Here is a 16,702-nt window from a genome sequence, read left to right on the forward strand (position 1 = left end):
ATTTTTCTCACCCCTTTCTCATTCGAAAGCTTGCAGCACCACTATGAGTCTGCTTTGCGGGACAACAATATCCCTATAAATAGTAAGGAAAATTGTGCTATGACCAAGCCAGCTACAACCGCATATAAATTGAAGTATTGCGGATACTGCATCGCCATGAAAATAGCGAGTACTGCAAGAGCTGCTCTAGTCAAAAATCCCAGGTTCACTCGCTTAAGGTTTCCTTCCGCTGCACCATCCAACATTCTTCTGACTTTGCGACCCAGATATGAAGCGTTGATCCAACTGATCACCGTTCCCAGGGCCAGTCCCAAAGCTATTGTTTCCACACGGGGCAGAAAGGCCGCTGCGAGAAAACAAATCATAAGAAAGTACATGATGAAAACAGTCATCCATCTGCGGTATCTGGTTAGTTCACTCATCACTTTCCCCCATGAATTTTTTCGCGATAAAGTAGATGCTTACGCCGCCTGCTGCCAAGAAAAAGAGAACGCTTACGGCGATCCATATTCCGCTACCCCCGATGGTCTTGTCCAACCAGGAGCCAACGTAATATCCGGCAACAGCGAGAATGGCAATCTCGATTCCAAAAGCTGTCACGAGCCCCATTGCTTTCCACACATTATCATCATGGTTACGGGATGAATTTGGTTTGTTCGAATCGGCCATTTTCCACGCCACCCTTGCAATCCCAGTTAATTTTACTGAATGATGAGAGCCTTTGTCAATTGAATGATTTTAGCGTTTTAAAGGGGAAAACGACGGGATTATAAGCCATCAGAGCCCATAAACCCGCGTAAACCGTACAGTTTAACTGTATGCTGTACCCTTTAATAATCCGTCAGAAAAAATGAATTATTTTTTGAATTTTCTGTGAAATGATTCCGGACGTTCACTATTTACACCAAAATGGTGCAAAATCGCATTGACAATTCTTTCCGAAGCATGTCCATCACCATAAGGATTGGCAGCCTGACTCATGCTTGCATACAGTGTTTCGTCTGAAAGCAGAGCTTTGGTCCGCTCATATACACGTTCCTCATCGGTACCTACCAACTCCAATGTTCCGGCCTCAATTCCCTCCGGACGTTCCGTTGTATCCCGCAGGACGAGAACAGGCACACCAAACGAAGGCGCTTCTTCCTGCAAACCGCCTGAATCTGTCAAAATCAAGTGAGTATGCGGGTAGAAGTTATGCAAATCCACGACGTCTAGTGGATCAATAAGTTGAATACGGGGGTGATTCCCCAAAATCGCGTGAGCCGGCTCCTTCACAGCAGGACTTGGATGCACCGGGTACACGATGGCAATATCCTCAAACTCGTCGGCAATCCGTTTGACGGCCTGGAAAATGTTACGGTGAGGCTCGCCTTGGGATTCACGGCGGTGAGCTGTCATCAGCACAAGACGCTTGCCCTGTGCCCAATCTAGTACCGGATGGGTGTAATCCTGCCGTACTGTATATTGAAACACATCTGTTACCGTATTGCCTGTGACATACGTACTAGACTCCGGTTTATTTTCTTTGGCAAGATTGGATGACGACCAGTCCGTAGGCGCAAAATGCAGATCAGCAAGCACTCCGGTTAACTGACGATTCATCTCTTCCGGGTAAGGAGAGAGCTTGTTCCACGTTCGAAGTCCCGCTTCCACATGTCCTACCTGGATCTGCTGCAGGAAAGCCGCATAGCTGGCTACAAACGTTGTCAGCGTATCACCGTGAACCAACACGATATCCGGTTTTGCTTCTCGCAAAACTGGCTCTAGGCCTCCCAGCACACGAATCGTAATTTCATTCAGCGTTTGGCGGTCTTTCATCACGTCCAGGTCGTAGTCTGGGTGAATATTGAATACTTCTAGAACCTGATCCAGCATCTGACGATGCTGTGCAGTAACGCATACGATCGATTCAATAGATTCGGGATGTTTCTGCAATTCCAAAATAAGCGGAGCCATCTTGATGGCTTCCGGGCGCACCCCGAATATCGTCATGACTTTAATTTTCTTGGACATTGAAGCAAAGCCCCTTTTCTATAAGTTCCGAGCCTCTTACAAAGCATGCGATATGCTTATTTAGTGCCGTATAGACGATCTCCTGCATCTCCCAGTCCAGGAACGATATAACCATGATCATCGAGACGATCGTCCAGCGCCGCAACGTAGATGTCTACATCCGGGTGTGCATCCTGAACAGCTTTTACGCCTTCAGGTGCTGCAACCAGGTTCATCATTTTAATTTGCGTGCAGCCGCGTTTTTTGAGCACGTCAATAGCAGCAATGGCAGAACCGCCAGTCGCCAGCATCGGGTCGATGACAATCAATTGACGCTCTGTAACGTCTGTAGGCAGTTTGGTGTAGTATTCTACCGGTTGCAATGTTTCCGGATCACGGAACAGACCAACATGTCCAACTTTTGCAGCTGGCAGCAATTTCACAACGCCATCTAGCATTCCGAGTCCTGCACGCAGAATCGGCACCAGTCCGAGCATACGTCCCGAAATAACTTTGCCTTGTGTTTCAGCAACAGGAGTTTGTACATCAATAGTCTCCAGTTCAACATCTCTTGTAATCTCATAAGCCATCAGTGTAGCCACTTCATCCACCAATTCACGGAAATCTTTCGTATTTGTACGCATGTCGCGTATAAACGTCAGTTTGTGTTGAATCAAAGGGTGATCACATATTACTAATTTTCCCATCTAATTTGTCCCTCCGGTATGTTTCTTCATGTTCAGCATTACCAAATATGCCTAATCACCATTCATAGGCCCGATAAATCCTGTATATTATATCATCACCTACACCGAATTACACCATCAAAGGGCACCTAATCATTACAGAAAACCAAATCCTATAAAAATAGGACCGGAAAAATGAGTCATCCGGTCCTTTTTGCTCTCGCTGTTGTGTCAGTTGAGATTATGAAAATGATGAATACAATGGCACTCTGCCACCAGAATGATCCTTCGATCGCTGTTATCCCCAGATTTTTTTATTCTCCTTAGAAAGGTGAAAATCCGGGGATAAAGGCGAACGCTACGCTTCTACGGTCTCATTCTGCCTGCTTCGTTTTTTTGTATCCCATTTTAAGAACACCTCAAAAACAAACAGCCTGAGCAATGTTTTTTAGTATTTAAGGTCAGTGTAGAGCGGGAATTGGTCCGTAAGCGCCGTTACTTCTGCCCGGGCTTCATCCAATTTCGCTGCATCTTTAGGGTTTTTCAATGTTTTGGCGATAATTTTACCGATAGCTACCATGGCTTCTTCGTTCATACCACGGGAGGTTGCAGCAGGTGTACCGATCCGGATACCGCTTGTAACAAACGGGCTCGTTGGGTCAAACGGAATGGCATTTTTGTTCACGGTAATGCCGATGGAATCAAGTACATGCTCGGCTTCCTTACCTGTAATATTCACGCTGCGTGTGTCGATCAGCATCAAGTGGTTGTCTGTACCGCCGGATACGATGTTCAATCCTTCAGCAATCAGCGTTTCAGCCAGCACCTGTGCATTCTTCACCACATTTTGTGCGTACGTTTTGAACGAAGGTTGCAGTGCTTCACCGAAAGCTACCGCTTTGGAAGCAATCACATGCATCAGAGGTCCACCTTGGGAACCCGGGAATACCGCTTTATCAATCGCTGCTGCCCATGCTTTGCGGCACAGAATCATACCACCGCGAGGTCCACGCAGCGTTTTGTGTGTTGTCGTTGTTACGAAATGCGCATGTGGAACCGGGCTTGGATGCAATCCGGCAGCTACCAGTCCTGCAATATGTGCCATATCCACCATGAACAAAGCACCTACATCATTGGCGATGGAAGCAAGCTTTTCAAAATCAATGATACGCGGATATGCACTTGCACCTGCAACGATCATACGAGGGCGATGTTTAAATGCCGCTTTGCGCACTTCATCATAATCAATCAGGAATGTATCTTCTTGTACACCGTAAGCCACGAAATTGTACAACAATCCGGAAGCATTAACTGGGCTACCATGTGTGAGATGTCCGCCATGCGCAAGGTTCATACCCAGAACGGTATCACCTGGTTTCAAAGCCGCAAGGTATACTGCCATGTTCGCTTGTGCACCCGAGTGAGGTTGAACATTGACATGTTCTGCACCAAAAATTTCTTTGGCACGATCACGCGCGATATCTTCAACAATATCAACATGCTCACAACCACCATAATAGCGTTTGCCTGGATATCCTTCAGCGTACTTGTTGGTAAGTACAGACCCAAGAGCCTCGATAACCGCTTCGCTCACGATGTTCTCGGACGCGATCAGCTCAATGTTGTTTTGTTGACGTTTCAGTTCAAGATTCATCGCTTCCAGTACTGCCGGGTCATTCTTGCGCAATTGTTCCATGATTAAATTCCTCCCAGTTATAAGTGAAGTTATAAAGCGAAATCATGTTTACACGAAAACGGAGAGTGCAACACCAATCTGGAGAAGCAGAGCGTTCGCCTTTATCACCGGATTTCCCCTTATATAAGAGATTCAAAAAAATCTGGGGATAACAGCGATCGTAAGATGGTGATGCAATCGAAGTCAGGAGTGTAACCAATCGTTTCGGTTTATACGTTAGTCACAAAATGTCGAATCTGGTTGCTCTTCCATACGATACACTGCGCGCTCGCCGCCAATCAACTTCGGACGGGTCAATGCTGTAGTTACACGGGCATCACCGATGTAACGAAGCGCTGTTCGGAAAGGTACTGCAACATGCTGCAAATGCATGCCAATCATCGTCTCACCAATATCCATTCCTGCATGGGCCTGCACATGTTCAGCCAGGCATGGATCAGTAAGCGAGCGATACGCTGCAGATGCCATGGAACCGCCTGCTTTGGGCACGGGTACTGCACCCACCTCAGTTAATCCTAGACGTGTAAGCAGAGAACGCTCCATCACCAGTGCACGATTCAGGTGCTCACAGCATTGGAATACAACATCAAAACCGAACTCCTGCTGCACCTCGCGTATACCCGCAAGAAGCTGCTGCGCCACTTCAACCGCACCGCTAGTTCCAATCCGTTTGCCTGAAACTTCACTCGTACTTGTACCGATCACCACGATCTGCCCAGGTCCAAGCTGTCCGGCAAGCGCCAGTTCACGCAGAATGGATGCGGTCTGTTCATGCAATCCGGGTTGTTCCGAATCTAACTCAATAGTCATCCTATCGCCTCCCGATAAAATCATGCCCGGCTTCCTCTTGGCTGCCCTTGGGAATCTTGCATGGCATTTCAGGTACTATTATAGCGAATTATCAGATGAAAGACGAAAAAAAGAGCAGTCTGCGGGTATCGCAGAATTGCTCTTTTGCCCAGGCGACCGGCCGTTTGTTCCGGTGCTCCATCGTGGTTATGTCCACTTCGTCGCCAGTTACACCGGATCCCTGTTTTCCCTTTCATCATAAAACAACCTGCGTTTTAAATCAACGGTTAATTTACATCTCATGTCCGTTTTTATATAAAATTTCAAGTCAGGAATCAAAATCAGAACGTGCACAACGGTATAAACACAATAATCAGATTCAAATCAACTCAACTTGTCCAAAAGTCTGTCGAGTGCAGTCCGAATCTCCGCTGCGGCGATATTGTAATCGTCACGACTGCCGCCAAACGGGTCTGAAATATCAAAACTCGGAATGCGTTGTCTGATCTCGATCGCCCGTTCACGTTCAGATGCCAAAATCTCCTGCCCTAGCGCACGCTTCATTTCCAATGTCGCAAACAGGCTGTCGAGTTCCTGAAGATCATTCAGGACCTGTTCGTCATTTTCCACATACTCTTTCAAGGTATACGTCTTGTGTACCGAGTCAGGAAAAACCTGCATGACATGCTGTTTATGACTGCGTGTCAACGTGAGGACGAGGTCGGCCCAACCGATCAAATCCGCACTAAGCTGTGTCGAATGAGGTGGCCCCTCAACGTTGTGGTCTCTTAATACAGCCTCTGCATGACGGGAAATCGGCATGCCCGTTGTTGCAGCTACACCTGCGGAACGAACATCCACCTGAATGCCCCGCTCAGACGCCAGTTTACGCAAAAGTCCTTCGGCCATGGGGCTGCGACATGTATTCCCTGTACATACAAACAAAATATGTTTCATTATGGTTAGCCTCCCCATTTTATATATTAAAATATAAACAAAAGTCCAAAAGCGAGCAAAATCGCTCCGCCTACCGCCTCACCGTAATCCCCCATGTTTTGGCTCACACGCCGTCCCAACAGCAGACCCATAACGGACATTGCGCCACCGCATATACCAAAAGCGAGCACCGTCAACACCAGATCATTGCTGAACATGCCAAGCGAGACTCCAACGGAAAACGAATCCACACTGACACTCAGTGAGAACAAAATCACACCGAGCAGAGATCGATGATCCACCAGCTTGGTTTCTCCCTCCCGGAAAGCGTTCAAGATCATATGGGCACCGAGCAAGACCAGCAGAGCTCCAGCCGCATACGTCGTAATGTCTCCTAGCAGGGAGCTGACGTATTTGCCTGTATACATGCCGATAAGAGGCATGATGATATGAAACAAGGCCGTGACAGTGCTGATTCGCAATACATCTCTCAGACGAATACCCTTCATGCCAATCCCGATGCCGAGTGAGAATGCGTCGAGTCCGAGAGCGACGGCCATAATCAAAATGGTTACCAACTGCCCTACATGGGCAGACACATCCCACATTCCCATACCCCCAAGTCACGTAAAGGTTCTTGTACACCATATGCGGACAAGGACTTAAACATGACCTGAGAAGACTTTTTGCATTTCTGGTATTCAAAGAGTAAAAGAAATACTGGTCGCGGTTAAAGGGCAGGTGTCAGAGGAAACTTATAGCGATACTACGGAAAAAGGATACTATGAAAAAAGGGGGCTATCGGTCACCGACCTGAATGAGTCGGTGACCTGCCGCCTTGAGCAGCCGGTTCATAACGGCTGCTCCCAGTCCTTCGCGCGAGCAGGCTTCAGCCACAATATATGTGGCCCCCTGCTCATCGCAGCTGCGCAGCGCGGCGTACAGCCGGCGCGCTGCTTCCTCCAACTCGCTGGCTTCGCCCAGCGAGAACACGGCATCGGCGCGGTACTGCTCCGCGTGCTCGGCGAACGCCAGCACCGCGGTGCGCTCCCCGCGCTGCGCCGCCTCTGCGAGGGCGGCGCTGATCCAGGCCGCCACTGCTGCGGGCGGCCCCTCCACCACGCACAGCGCACCTGCGGGCGCGTAGTGCGTGTACTTCATGCCCGGCGAGCGCGGCGCCGGGCTGTCATCGCCACCGGCCCCCTCCGCGAGCAGCGCGGGGTCCGTGGCGACACGGGCGGCAACGGCGGACAACTGTTCCGCCGTAATGCCGCCAGGGCGCAGGATGGTGACGGTACCGTCGTCACCAACCTGCACCACCGTGGACTCGACGCCCACCCCAGTGGGGCCGCCGTCCACGATGCCGCCGATGCGGCCTGCCAGATCCTCGCGCACATGTGCGGCGAGTGTCGGGCTTGGCCGCCCGGAGCGGTTGGCGCTCGGCGCGGCGACCGGGCATTCCGCTGCCGCGATCAACTGCAAAGCCACCGGATGGTCCGGCATACGCACGGCCACCGTGTCCAAACCGGCGGTAACCCGCGGGGATACCGCCCCAGGCCTAACTGGCAGCACAAGCGTAAGCGGCCCCGGCCAGAAGGCCTCCATCAGCGCCTCCGCCGTGCCATTCACCGCCGTGACCAGCGAATCCAACTGATCACGCTGGGCAATATGCACAATCAGCGGATTGTCCGAAGGCCGCCCCTTGGCTGCAAATACGGCTTCCACCGCAGCTGTACTCCGGGCATCTGCGCCCAAACCGTATACCGTCTCGGTTGGGAATGCCACAGTCTGTCCTTGACGAAGACAGGCTGCGGCATCCTGCAAGTCAGCAAGAGCCTGTTTATAAGCACTTCCTTTGACCGCATCATCCGTATTCTCATTGGTTACCAGTACATGGACATCCCACATGCTCGTAATCATTTCCTCTGTAGTTTCTTCCTTCTCCATGCCTTTCATGGAAGACTGATGCATTTGCTCGTTCTCTTTAGTCATATATTCATCATTCCTAAACTTCAGTAAGGTAGTTAATGCAAGGCACCCGGCTTCCTCGATACCTTCTTCGCTTATTTTTTCTGATTCCTATAATTATAACACATCTGTTCTGCCCAAGGATGAGGTCTCATTCTCCCAAGCGATTAACCATCATGAGGTATTTGAATCAAATCCATAATAAAACAAAAGGGGCACTCCCCTGAATTGAAGTTCCCCTGAGCAAGCTTATATGCAGCAGTATATTATACAGTTATGCAAACAATCCCGTTACCCAATCCCACAATTTGACCGCCATATCCCACAGGAAGAAACGTGCTTCCGGTGCAGCTGTCTGCACAGATGCTTGCGCATCCCCAGGCTCCGCAGCTGCTGCAGATGCTGCTGCAGGCTTCGCCAGCGCATCACCTGTGCCTGCATCTATGAAGCATAATGGTGGAAACAGTACACACCACCAGTTTTGACCCTCACCTTTTCCCAGTGTTATCCGCACTGCTTCATAATCTCCAGCAGGATATACGGTACCGCCATATAGTTTGGTTGGAAACGGAACCACTCCAAGTTCCACCTGATATGAATAGGTTAACCCCCGCTTCGCAAGCTCTTCTCCTACACGATCCTCTATTTCAGATAGATGCTGACGGATGACCCCACGCGCTTCTTCCAGACTTTGCGGATTCTCCAGTTCGGTGACCCAATCATTCATCTGGGCAACGACGGCGTCACGAATTTCACGTTTGACCAACTGATCTCCCGCTGCATCCGAGTTTGCGAGAATACGCAAGCGAATGGATTGTTCCGGAATCGCTGTGGCCGCCACAGCTGCATCGGTTTTCTGACCTTCCCACATCATTATAATCATCATAAGACATACAATTATAAGTCCAATTTGTTTCACAATTTTTCTGCTCATTCCGTTCTCCCCCTCGGCTCCCGTGATCATGATCCCTGTAACTCTCTCATGTCTATCAGTATGCCCGGAAGAGACGGAAGTAAACCTGCTAGATTACAAATCTACTAAAATTTTAATAGACGGGTAATACTTAAAACGAAAGGACTGTTAGCACGCCTTATGTCTGACAAAAATCAAAGAAGCACCTGCCCATGAAACGTTTAGTCGGCTGGCGCTTCCTTGAGAAAATATAAGATTCTAACCTACCCTTGATGTTCCAATTGGGTTTACTGCATGGACGCTCTTACTCGACTTCTCGGTTACTTATTCACCCGGAAAGCTTCCCAAGCCCCGCCAACCGAATTGCGACTCGCTACAAGCTTACCGCCATTATTCAGATCACAGGTCACATACAGGTTGTTGGCAAGTGCCTGCAATGCAATGGTTCCATCACCCAAATCCACACGATTAAACTTCTCCCATTGCTGAATGGTTGTGGCTTTTGCGATCAGGGCGCCACCCGTATTAACATCCGCTGTGACATATTTATTATTGATTTTGGACTTGAGAGACACCGTTCCATCGGAGTTCGTGATCCATTCAAAAAGCTCCCAGTCTCCTGCAGTTGTCCGATCAGCTACAAGCTGGTCATTGCCTTGATTTTCGGCAGAGACGATTTGCTGATTGGCTTGAGCAACCAAATAGTTGTACCCGCTTGGATTCGGAGGCTGCACCGTGCCACCACCCGTAACCTCTGAATATACGGCCTGAAGCAGCGCACCTGAGCGGTCATTGCTGTACTCCCAGAACATGATGCCGCCCAGATTGCTGTTTTTCACATATTGTACCTTCAGTCTGAGCGATTGCGGATCGTCATAGGAGATAAAGGTATTTCCATTAAACAGATAAGGAGCTTGAGCACTGCTGTCCCAGTACCGTGTATATCCGTTTTTATTCAAATATTGACTGGCAATGGTGTTATAATCGGGTTCAAAACCACCTGAACCGGGCCTGTCCAGACCATTGTTCGAATTCTGAACACCAGTCCATGCCCGGCCGTAAAAGGCTCCGCCAATGACCAGTTTATTCGCGGGAACACCGCTGTTTCTGAACAGATTGACCGCGGACGTTACGCTAATATCTCTTCCAGACAGATTCGTGTGATGACCTGTGGTTGCGTCCCAGGTTCCATGAAAATCGTAAGTCATCAGATTGATCCAATCCAGGAGAGGAGTAATATTATTGATTTCCACACCGTTCAGATAACTGCTGCTTGCTCCGGCGGCTATGGTCAGCAAATATTGTTTGCCATTCACCTGTCCTTGAGCGTTCAGCTTCTCACGAACCTTTGAGAGCAGTTGTGTGAAATTTTGTTTATCCTGTGGCCGCGCAGTTGTACCGGCAGCAGGGTTGGTCGGATATTCCCAATCCAGATCGACGCCATCCAGATTATTGGAGGTTACCAGCTGCACAATGCTGTCAGCAAAGGTGGTACGAGAGGCGTCTGTTAGTGCTGCGTCAGAAAACCCGTTAGCTCCCCAACCCCCGACAGACAACAAAACTTTCAAATCCGGATTTCTGGATTTCAGTCCCACCATAAGTTGCAGTTTGGTACGATCAGAATTAGTTATGGTTGCTTTTCCGTTGGAGATCAGAGCAAAAGAGTAATTGATATGGGACAACTGCTCTGCCTTGATATCATTTGCAGTCCAGTTAGCCCAACCAGCTACATAAGCAATAATTTTCTTTGGAAGCGGAGCTGCATCAGCATGTTTCGCCGGTCCGACGGCAAATGTGGAAACGGTTAGTGCAAAAGATAAGAACAAGAGCATGAATACTTTAACAAATGAAGGGACCGTACCAACTCGATTTGGGTTCATCACATAACTCTCCTTTGGGTTTTCATTTTAGAAATTCAGCAGCAGCTTTACATTTGGTTAGCAGGAGGATCACGCCCTGTATTCCCTACTGCATCTCTCGTTAATGCCGCTGAAAGGCCATTTTTGTTGATCCACATCGCTTTTTCACCCTTTCTGCTCCAATTCGTCTTGAAACAAAGGAAGCGTTTACAATAAAATGTAATCGATTTCATTTTACGAGAAAAGGAATCTGGTTGACCGAAATTCATATTATAGAATGATTGGTTGGCAGAAAAATAGGCTAACTTAAACAGGATCATGAAACCTTGATCTGAAGGATAAAGGGATATCAAAGGATCTTTTGTAGCTAAAAAAATTCGATAATCTAGGGGAAGAGTACACCAACAAATTACGATTACATTCATCATTGGCAGGACTGGTGTAAGGATGAGGAGTAGGTTCATAACCCACTTTCAAAGTATGGATTACTGTCTGACGTGTAGGATGTAAGTAAGCGGATAAAATACTTTTATAATCTAGTTAAAATTAGGATAATACAAGATTGAAATATTTGTCAATAAAAATTAAATTTGTCATTCTTCCACAATTCAAATTCACACACTCATTACCTTAAAACAAAAAAAAGATCTTCACCTGGCTGTGCAGGCAAAGATCGGACTAACAAACAAAACACTTACTGCTCCATAACATATTCCAACTCCTCTGAATGGAAAGCCGAATGTCCATTGCAGAATTGAATTAGACCAAAGTTCAGGATTACGCTGTTGTCTTTTCCTTTTTGACCATACTCCACAAACGTTCCAGTAAAGTAGGTCGTTGTTCCCCCATAAGAAGTTCGTCTTCGTCTTCCTCGCCATACAATTTAATGCTCATCACCAGTCCGATACATGCCATATTAATGAGCAACGAGGTTCCTCCATAGCTGATAAATGGCAGCGTAATGCCCGTAAGCGGCATCAGCCCGAGGAAAGCGCCAATATTTTCAAACACCTGATATAAAAGCATGCCGATAATCCCTACAATCACGACAGGTCCTGCCCGATCTCTACATTGTAATGCGATTAACACCATACGATGAATGAGGATAAAATACAGTAAGAGCAGAACAGAACCGCCTACAAAACCAAACTCCTCGGCAATAACCACAAAAATGGAATCCGAATAAGTATACGGTACACGCCCCGATTGGACGGATGTCCCCTGCATGTAGCCTTTGCCGGTTATACCGCCTGAGCCTATGGCAAGACCTGCATTTTTCGTATGCCAGGAAGCTTTCGACGTTGCTTTATCCGGTACAAGCCAAGGATCAATCCGCTCGGCCCAATGCTGCCGGTTCGCCTTTTCCAGAAACGTATAAATCTCATCATGATACGACGTATAAGCCTTGACGAATCCAAAAAAGGTTACCCCCACAATGACAAGGGCAATTAATGCATGAGACCACCTGATATTCCCAATCCATAACACGGCGACCAGAATCACAACATATCCGAGGGCATTGCCCAAATCATTCTGAGCCATCACCAGCGCAAAGGGAATAAATGTCCATAACCCAATGGGCACGACATCTTTCCAGAAACGAAGCGTAGAATTTTTTCTTTTGACCAATACATGAGCCAGAAATAGAATCAGGATCATTTTGAACAATTCTGCCGGTTGAAAAGAAAGAGTCTCCGTAATCTTAATCCAGCCATTGGCGTTATTGATCGTGTCGCCTACAAAGTTGACAAGAATCAGCAAAACGATCCCCACTCCGTAAATATAAAACGCATATTGGATATACAGTTTATAGTTGACCAATGCAATACCAATAACGGCTACGAATCCAATTCCGTAAAACTGTAAGGTTTTGATATGATGATTGTTTAATTTCGGATCAGACTGAATCGCACTGTACACCGTAAATACACTCATGACCATAAGCAGCAGCAGCACAAACAGAATAACCCCATCCATCTTCTTCAGCATTCTCAGCATGTTCCCACATATCCTCCTGAGGCTCAATAACCCATTAATTATTTCCAGCAATCTTTAATATTACCATTGTATAGAATTGGAAGACAAATTGGAAATCCGCCAATCAAAACAACAAAAAAACCTGAAACCCACAGATCATCTTGCTACGATCTGTTGATTCCAGGTTTGGGTTGTATCCTATTCACTTGCAAAGAGTCTGTCCTAGGAACAAAACTATTGCTCCTGCTGTGTTGATTTGCGTCTAAATAGTTTCAATACCAGTTCCGTAATGCTTGGCTGTTCTGATGAACCAAGAATATCCTCGTTCTCTTCTGTATGCACTTTGATACTCATCACAAGTCCCATACTAAGCATGTTGAGAACAAGCGAGGTTCCCCCGAAACTGATAAACGGCAGTGTAATCCCTGTCAGCGGCATCAGACCAATGAACGGACCAATATTGACAAAGATCTGGTAGAGCAGCATCGCTATAATACCGACAATCAGATATGGCCCTGCCCTATCCTTACATTCCAGTGCAATCAGCACCAGCCTGTGAATCAAGATAAAGTAGAGCAGCAGCAGCACCGATGCTCCAACAAAACCAAACTCTTCACCAATCTGCACAAAGATCGAATCCGCATAGGCCAGCGGCACCCGATTCGACTGAATCGTGGTACCTTCCAAGTATCCTTTACCGCTAATACCTCCAGAGCCTATAGCCAACTTGGCATTGTAGGTCTGCCAGAGCACGTCTCTTGACGTCTGATCAGGTACGAGCCAGGGGTCGAAACGATCTGCCCAGTGAGAGCGACCAATGTCCTTCAGAAATTTTACAATTTCATCATGGTAATGAATATAGGCTTGTGTTCCACCAATCAGAGCGGCCACCGCTATAACAAAACCGATCAGGGCATGCGTAAATTTGATATTACCTATCCAGAGAAGCCCTATCAGGATAATGACATAACTCAACGCATTCCCCAAGTCATTCTGAAGCAAGACGAGCAGCAACGGGGGAAGCACACAGAGTGAGATCGGGATGACATCTCGTCCAAAAAACAACGGCCTATTTTTCTTCCTTGCCAGAAGCGCTGACAAGAAGACAATCAGGCATAGTTTGAACAGCTCGGCAGGCTGTAAGCTCAGGCCAAATATGGACAACCATCCTTGAGCCCCGTAGTACTCCTTACCGATAAACATAACAAGAATAAGCAGTATCATGCCCACGCCATAAATGTACAGGTAATTTTTAATGATCAATTTGTAGTTAATCATGGACATTCCGAAAAACACAATAAAACCTATAATGTAAAAAATTACTGCTTTCTGGGGATAAGCCTCCCACTTCGGTCGGCCGAAGGTTGTACTATAAATCGACAAAATACTAATAGCCATCAGAATGAGCAATATAAAAACAATGGAATAGTCTATTTTTTTGAATTTATGCAGCATGTAATTATGTTCCTCCAAGCATTCAGCAATCTCCGGTATATCTCATTGTAGAGGATTTCACGGCAAAAAGAAAACCCGTGGAACCTTACATTTTCGTCACCTGTTCCGAAGTGCGAACACCCAGTACATGCCGTTCAATGCCTGCAAGGTCCGGCACGACGATAATTTCCGGCCAATATCCGGCCGATTCAAGCAGAGCTGCGATGTCCCCGGCCTGGCCCTGGCCGAGCTCAAAACCGATGATCTGCGGCGGTGCAGGCAGCAGCGCGAGCTGCTCCAGCATGATGCGGTACGGCGCCAGCCCATCCGGGCCGCCGTCCAGTGCCGTGCGCGGCTCATGATCGCGCACCTCGGGCTGCAACCCGGCGATATCCGCCGCCGGGATGTAGGGCGGGTTGGACACCAGGATATCCACCCGTGCCCCGGCGAACGGGGCCAGCAGATCGCCTTCACGGAAGTCGATCTGTACCCCGTTCGCGGCCGCGTTCCGCGCGGCCACTTGCAGGGCAGCCGCCGAGATATCTCCGGCGCCTACCTGCCAGCGCGGGCGCTGCGCAGCCATCGTCACTGCGATGGCTCCGCTGCCCGTGCCAATGTCGACGGCGAGCGGAGCGCCGCCGGGAAACACGTGGTCGGCTTCGCGCAGCACAGCCTCGACCAGCAGCTCGGTCTCCGGCCGCGGAATTAGCACGGCCGGCGTGACCTCGAACGGCAGCCCGTAGAATTCCTGGCTGCCGATAATGTACTGCGCCGGCTCACCCGCAGCCTTGCGCGTAACGGCGTCTTCCCAGCGGCTGCGAAGCTCGCCGGGAAAGGGCTCCGGCTGCATCATGTAGTACTCGGCCCCTTCGCGGCCGAGTACATGTTCCAGCAGCAGCCGGGCATTGTTGTGCGGCTCGTACACGCCGCACTTCTCCAAAAAAGAGGAAGCCTCCACGAAGGCTTCCCGACAACTCTGTTCCGGCGTCATGACAAACTGCGCGCGGGTCACAGCATTATTCTCCTCTATCCATCATATCCGTCTGCTCGGCAATCGTCAGCGCAGACACGATATCAGCAATCTCACCATTCATGATTTGATCCAGCTTGTGCATCGTCAAACCGATCCGGTGATCCGTAACACGGCTTTGTGGGAAATTATAAGTACGAATCCGCTCACTGCGGTCGCCTGTACCCACTTTGCTCTTCCGTTCACTCGAAATTTTCGCTTCTTCTTCCTGACGCATCATATCGAAGATACGCGTACGCAGAACCTGCAATGCTTTTTCCTTATTTGAGTTCTGGGATTTACCATCCTGACACGTAGCCACAATTCCCGTTGGAACGTGAGTTACCCGTACAGCCGATTTCGTGGTATTAACCGATTGTCCACCAGCACCACTGGAACAGAACGTATCTACACGGATATCTTTATCATGGATTTCAATATCGAAATCTTCGGCTTCAGGCATAACCGCTACTGTGGAAGTAGACGTATGAATCCGGCCGCCTGATTCCGTTGTAGGAATACGTTGCACACGGTGTGCGCCACTTTCGTATTTCATTTTGCTGTAAGCGCCGCGTCCATTAATGAGGAATACAACCTCTTTGAAGCCGCCCAGATCATTGGTGTTCACGTCCATCAGTTCGACGCGCCAGCCTTGGGTATCGGCATAACGTGTGTACATCCGATAGAGATCCGCTGCAAACAACGCCGCTTCATCCCCACCAGCAGCTCCACGAATTTCAACGATGACGTTTTTATCATCATTCGGGTCTTTTGGCAGCATGAGAACACGAATCAGATCGTCCAGTTCTTTCTGGCGAGTGCTCAGTTCATCAATTTCCATTTTGACCATTTCACGCATCTCGTCGTCCAGTTTCTCGCCCTGCATTTCTTTCGCAGCTTCAAGATCCTGGCTCACTTGTTTGTATTCATTGTATGCTTCATAGGTAGGCTGCAGATCCGATTGTTCTTTGGAATATTCCCGCAACTTCTTGTTGTCACTTGCTACATCCGGGTCACACAGCAGCTCGCTGAGTTTCTCGTAACGGTCGGCTAACGCCTGTAATTTATCAAACATGTATAGTCACCTCACGCGTTATTTTCGTTCCAGCATTCAAATTTCATTCGATTCCGATAGGCATTCTTTTCATGCGTCATCAGACCATTTATATTTCACAAGGCACGGAGTTCTCAGAAATCCCTGACCGTAACATTCATTTTATGATCGACGTATAACATCGCTACAACGTCATCAAATCCTTTACTTTTAAGTTATATAAAAGAAATCGCGTACCCGGTATCAAACCCGCTTCAACTCATTCAGCCGAGCGTGAAATTTAACATAGGTATACGACTCTTAATTATAGCATATTCTTATGTTCCTGAATAGCAACTGTTTGCAGCAACTGCCTCCAAATTTTGATTTACTTTATTTTAAGCAACCAG

The 16,702-nt window shown here is 48.1% G+C and carries 15 protein-coding genes and 1 riboswitch; all 15 genes read right to left on the reverse strand.

The window, feature by feature from the left end; genetic code table 11:
* Positions 1 to 41: 41 nt before the first annotated feature.
* The 15 genes from MHB49_RS31280 to prfA all read right to left on the reverse strand — a co-directional run bounded on the left by MHB49_RS31280 (position 42) and on the right by prfA (position 16,334).
* Positions 42 to 422 carry an ATP synthase subunit I gene (locus tag MHB49_RS31280; RefSeq protein ID WP_090903511.1) on the reverse strand — a complete coding sequence of 127 codons (381 nt, stop codon included), beginning with the start codon at positions 420 to 422 and terminating at the stop codon, positions 42 to 44.
* Positions 415 to 669, reverse strand: coding sequence for an AtpZ/AtpI family protein (locus tag MHB49_RS31285; RefSeq protein WP_076287589.1), 255 nt, complete (start codon positions 667 to 669; stop codon positions 415 to 417). Before MHB49_RS31285 ends, MHB49_RS31280 begins: the two co-directional genes overlap by 8 nt.
* A 186-nt stretch (positions 670 to 855) precedes the next feature.
* Positions 856 to 2,013 (reverse strand): non-hydrolyzing UDP-N-acetylglucosamine 2-epimerase, encoded by a 1,158-nt coding sequence (gene wecB / locus MHB49_RS31290; RefSeq protein ID WP_247899622.1) that lies wholly within the window; start codon positions 2,011 to 2,013, stop codon positions 856 to 858.
* A gap of 56 nt (positions 2,014 to 2,069) precedes the next feature.
* Complete coding sequence (gene upp / locus MHB49_RS31295; protein WP_053782842.1) at positions 2,070 to 2,699, reverse strand: uracil phosphoribosyltransferase; 630 nt, start codon at positions 2,697 to 2,699, stop codon at positions 2,070 to 2,072.
* A gap of 427 nt (positions 2,700 to 3,126) precedes the next feature.
* Entirely contained in the window at positions 3,127 to 4,374 is a 1,248-nt protein-coding gene (glyA, locus tag MHB49_RS31300; RefSeq protein WP_247899623.1) for a serine hydroxymethyltransferase, read from the reverse strand.
* A 216-nt stretch (positions 4,375 to 4,590) separates the two neighbouring features.
* Positions 4,591 to 5,184 carry a TIGR01440 family protein gene (locus MHB49_RS31305; protein WP_405154171.1) on the reverse strand — a complete coding sequence of 198 codons (594 nt, stop codon included), beginning with the start codon at positions 5,182 to 5,184 and terminating at the stop codon, positions 4,591 to 4,593.
* A 139-nt stretch (positions 5,185 to 5,323) separates the two neighbouring features.
* Positions 5,324 to 5,405: riboswitch (ZMP/ZTP riboswitch) on the reverse strand.
* Between the two features lie 142 nt (positions 5,406 to 5,547).
* On the reverse strand, positions 5,548 to 6,120 hold the full coding sequence (locus MHB49_RS31310) for a low molecular weight protein arginine phosphatase (protein WP_247899625.1): 573 nt from the start codon (positions 6,118 to 6,120) through the stop codon (positions 5,548 to 5,550).
* 26 nt (positions 6,121 to 6,146) lie between these two features.
* On the reverse strand, positions 6,147 to 6,707 hold the full coding sequence (locus MHB49_RS31315) for a manganese efflux pump MntP family protein (protein WP_405154172.1): 561 nt from the start codon (positions 6,705 to 6,707) through the stop codon (positions 6,147 to 6,149).
* 190 nt (positions 6,708 to 6,897) lie between these two features.
* Positions 6,898 to 8,091 carry an L-threonylcarbamoyladenylate synthase gene (locus tag MHB49_RS31320; RefSeq protein ID WP_405154173.1) on the reverse strand — a complete coding sequence of 398 codons (1,194 nt, stop codon included), beginning with the start codon at positions 8,089 to 8,091 and terminating at the stop codon, positions 6,898 to 6,900.
* Between the two features lie 250 nt (positions 8,092 to 8,341).
* Entirely contained in the window at positions 8,342 to 9,001 is a 660-nt protein-coding gene (gene spoIIR, locus MHB49_RS31325) for a stage II sporulation protein R (protein WP_405154174.1), read from the reverse strand.
* A gap of 299 nt (positions 9,002 to 9,300) precedes the next feature.
* Complete coding sequence (locus tag MHB49_RS31330; protein ID WP_405154175.1) at positions 9,301 to 10,860, reverse strand: glycosyl hydrolase family 18 protein; 1,560 nt, start codon at positions 10,858 to 10,860, stop codon at positions 9,301 to 9,303.
* Positions 10,861 to 11,616: 756 nt separating this feature from the next.
* On the reverse strand, positions 11,617 to 12,837 hold the full coding sequence (locus MHB49_RS31335) for an FtsW/RodA/SpoVE family cell cycle protein (protein WP_405154176.1): 1,221 nt from the start codon (positions 12,835 to 12,837) through the stop codon (positions 11,617 to 11,619).
* Between the two features lie 213 nt (positions 12,838 to 13,050).
* A complete protein-coding gene (locus MHB49_RS31340) occupies positions 13,051 to 14,271 on the reverse strand; it encodes an FtsW/RodA/SpoVE family cell cycle protein (RefSeq protein ID WP_405154177.1) in 1,221 nt (406 codons plus the stop codon).
* An 85-nt stretch (positions 14,272 to 14,356) separates the two neighbouring features.
* Positions 14,357 to 15,241 (reverse strand): peptide chain release factor N(5)-glutamine methyltransferase, encoded by an 885-nt coding sequence (prmC, locus tag MHB49_RS31345; RefSeq protein WP_405157279.1) that lies wholly within the window; start codon positions 15,239 to 15,241, stop codon positions 14,357 to 14,359.
* Positions 15,242 to 15,266: 25 nt separating this feature from the next.
* Positions 15,267 to 16,334 (reverse strand): peptide chain release factor 1, encoded by a 1,068-nt coding sequence (prfA, locus tag MHB49_RS31350; RefSeq protein ID WP_063566965.1) that lies wholly within the window; start codon positions 16,332 to 16,334, stop codon positions 15,267 to 15,269.
* Positions 16,335 to 16,702: the final 368 nt, after the last annotated feature.

It is taken from the genome of Paenibacillus sp. FSL K6-0108 (assembly GCF_045040695.1).
In the GTDB taxonomy this organism is placed as follows: Bacteria; Bacillota; Bacilli; order Paenibacillales; family Paenibacillaceae; genus Paenibacillus; species Paenibacillus pabuli_B.

Coding starts and splice junctions, on each gene's coding strand:
- MHB49_RS31280 (WP_090903511.1), bottom strand. CDS start 422: ATGAGTGAACTAACCAGATACCGCAGATGGATGACTGTTTTCATCATG.
- MHB49_RS31285 (WP_076287589.1), bottom strand. CDS start 669: ATGGCCGATTCGAACAAACCAAATTCATCCCGTAACCATGATGATAAT.
- wecB (WP_247899622.1), bottom strand. CDS start 2,013: ATGTCCAAGAAAATTAAAGTCATGACGATATTCGGGGTGCGCCCGGAA.
- upp (WP_053782842.1), bottom strand. CDS start 2,699: ATGGGAAAATTAGTAATATGTGATCACCCTTTGATTCAACACAAACTG.
- glyA (WP_247899623.1), bottom strand. CDS start 4,374: ATGGAACAATTGCGCAAGAATGACCCGGCAGTACTGGAAGCGATGAAT.
- MHB49_RS31305 (WP_405154171.1), bottom strand. CDS start 5,184: ATGACTATTGAGTTAGATTCGGAACAACCCGGATTGCATGAACAGACC.
- MHB49_RS31310 (WP_247899625.1), bottom strand. CDS start 6,120: ATGAAACATATTTTGTTTGTATGTACAGGGAATACATGTCGCAGCCCC.
- MHB49_RS31315 (WP_405154172.1), bottom strand. CDS start 6,707: ATGTGGGATGTGTCTGCCCATGTAGGGCAGTTGGTAACCATTTTGATT.
- MHB49_RS31320 (WP_405154173.1), bottom strand. CDS start 8,091: ATGACTAAAGAGAACGAGCAAATGCATCAGTCTTCCATGAAAGGCATG.
- spoIIR (WP_405154174.1), bottom strand. CDS start 9,001: ATGAGCAGAAAAATTGTGAAACAAATTGGACTTATAATTGTATGTCTT.
- MHB49_RS31330 (WP_405154175.1), bottom strand. CDS start 10,860: ATGAACCCAAATCGAGTTGGTACGGTCCCTTCATTTGTTAAAGTATTC.
- MHB49_RS31335 (WP_405154176.1), bottom strand. CDS start 12,837: ATGCTGAGAATGCTGAAGAAGATGGATGGGGTTATTCTGTTTGTGCTG.
- MHB49_RS31340 (WP_405154177.1), bottom strand. CDS start 14,271: ATGCTGCATAAATTCAAAAAAATAGACTATTCCATTGTTTTTATATTG.
- prmC (WP_405157279.1), bottom strand. CDS start 15,241: ATGACGCCGGAACAGAGTTGTCGGGAAGCCTTCGTGGAGGCTTCCTCT.
- prfA (WP_063566965.1), bottom strand. CDS start 16,334: ATGTTTGATAAATTACAGGCGTTAGCCGACCGTTACGAGAAACTCAGC.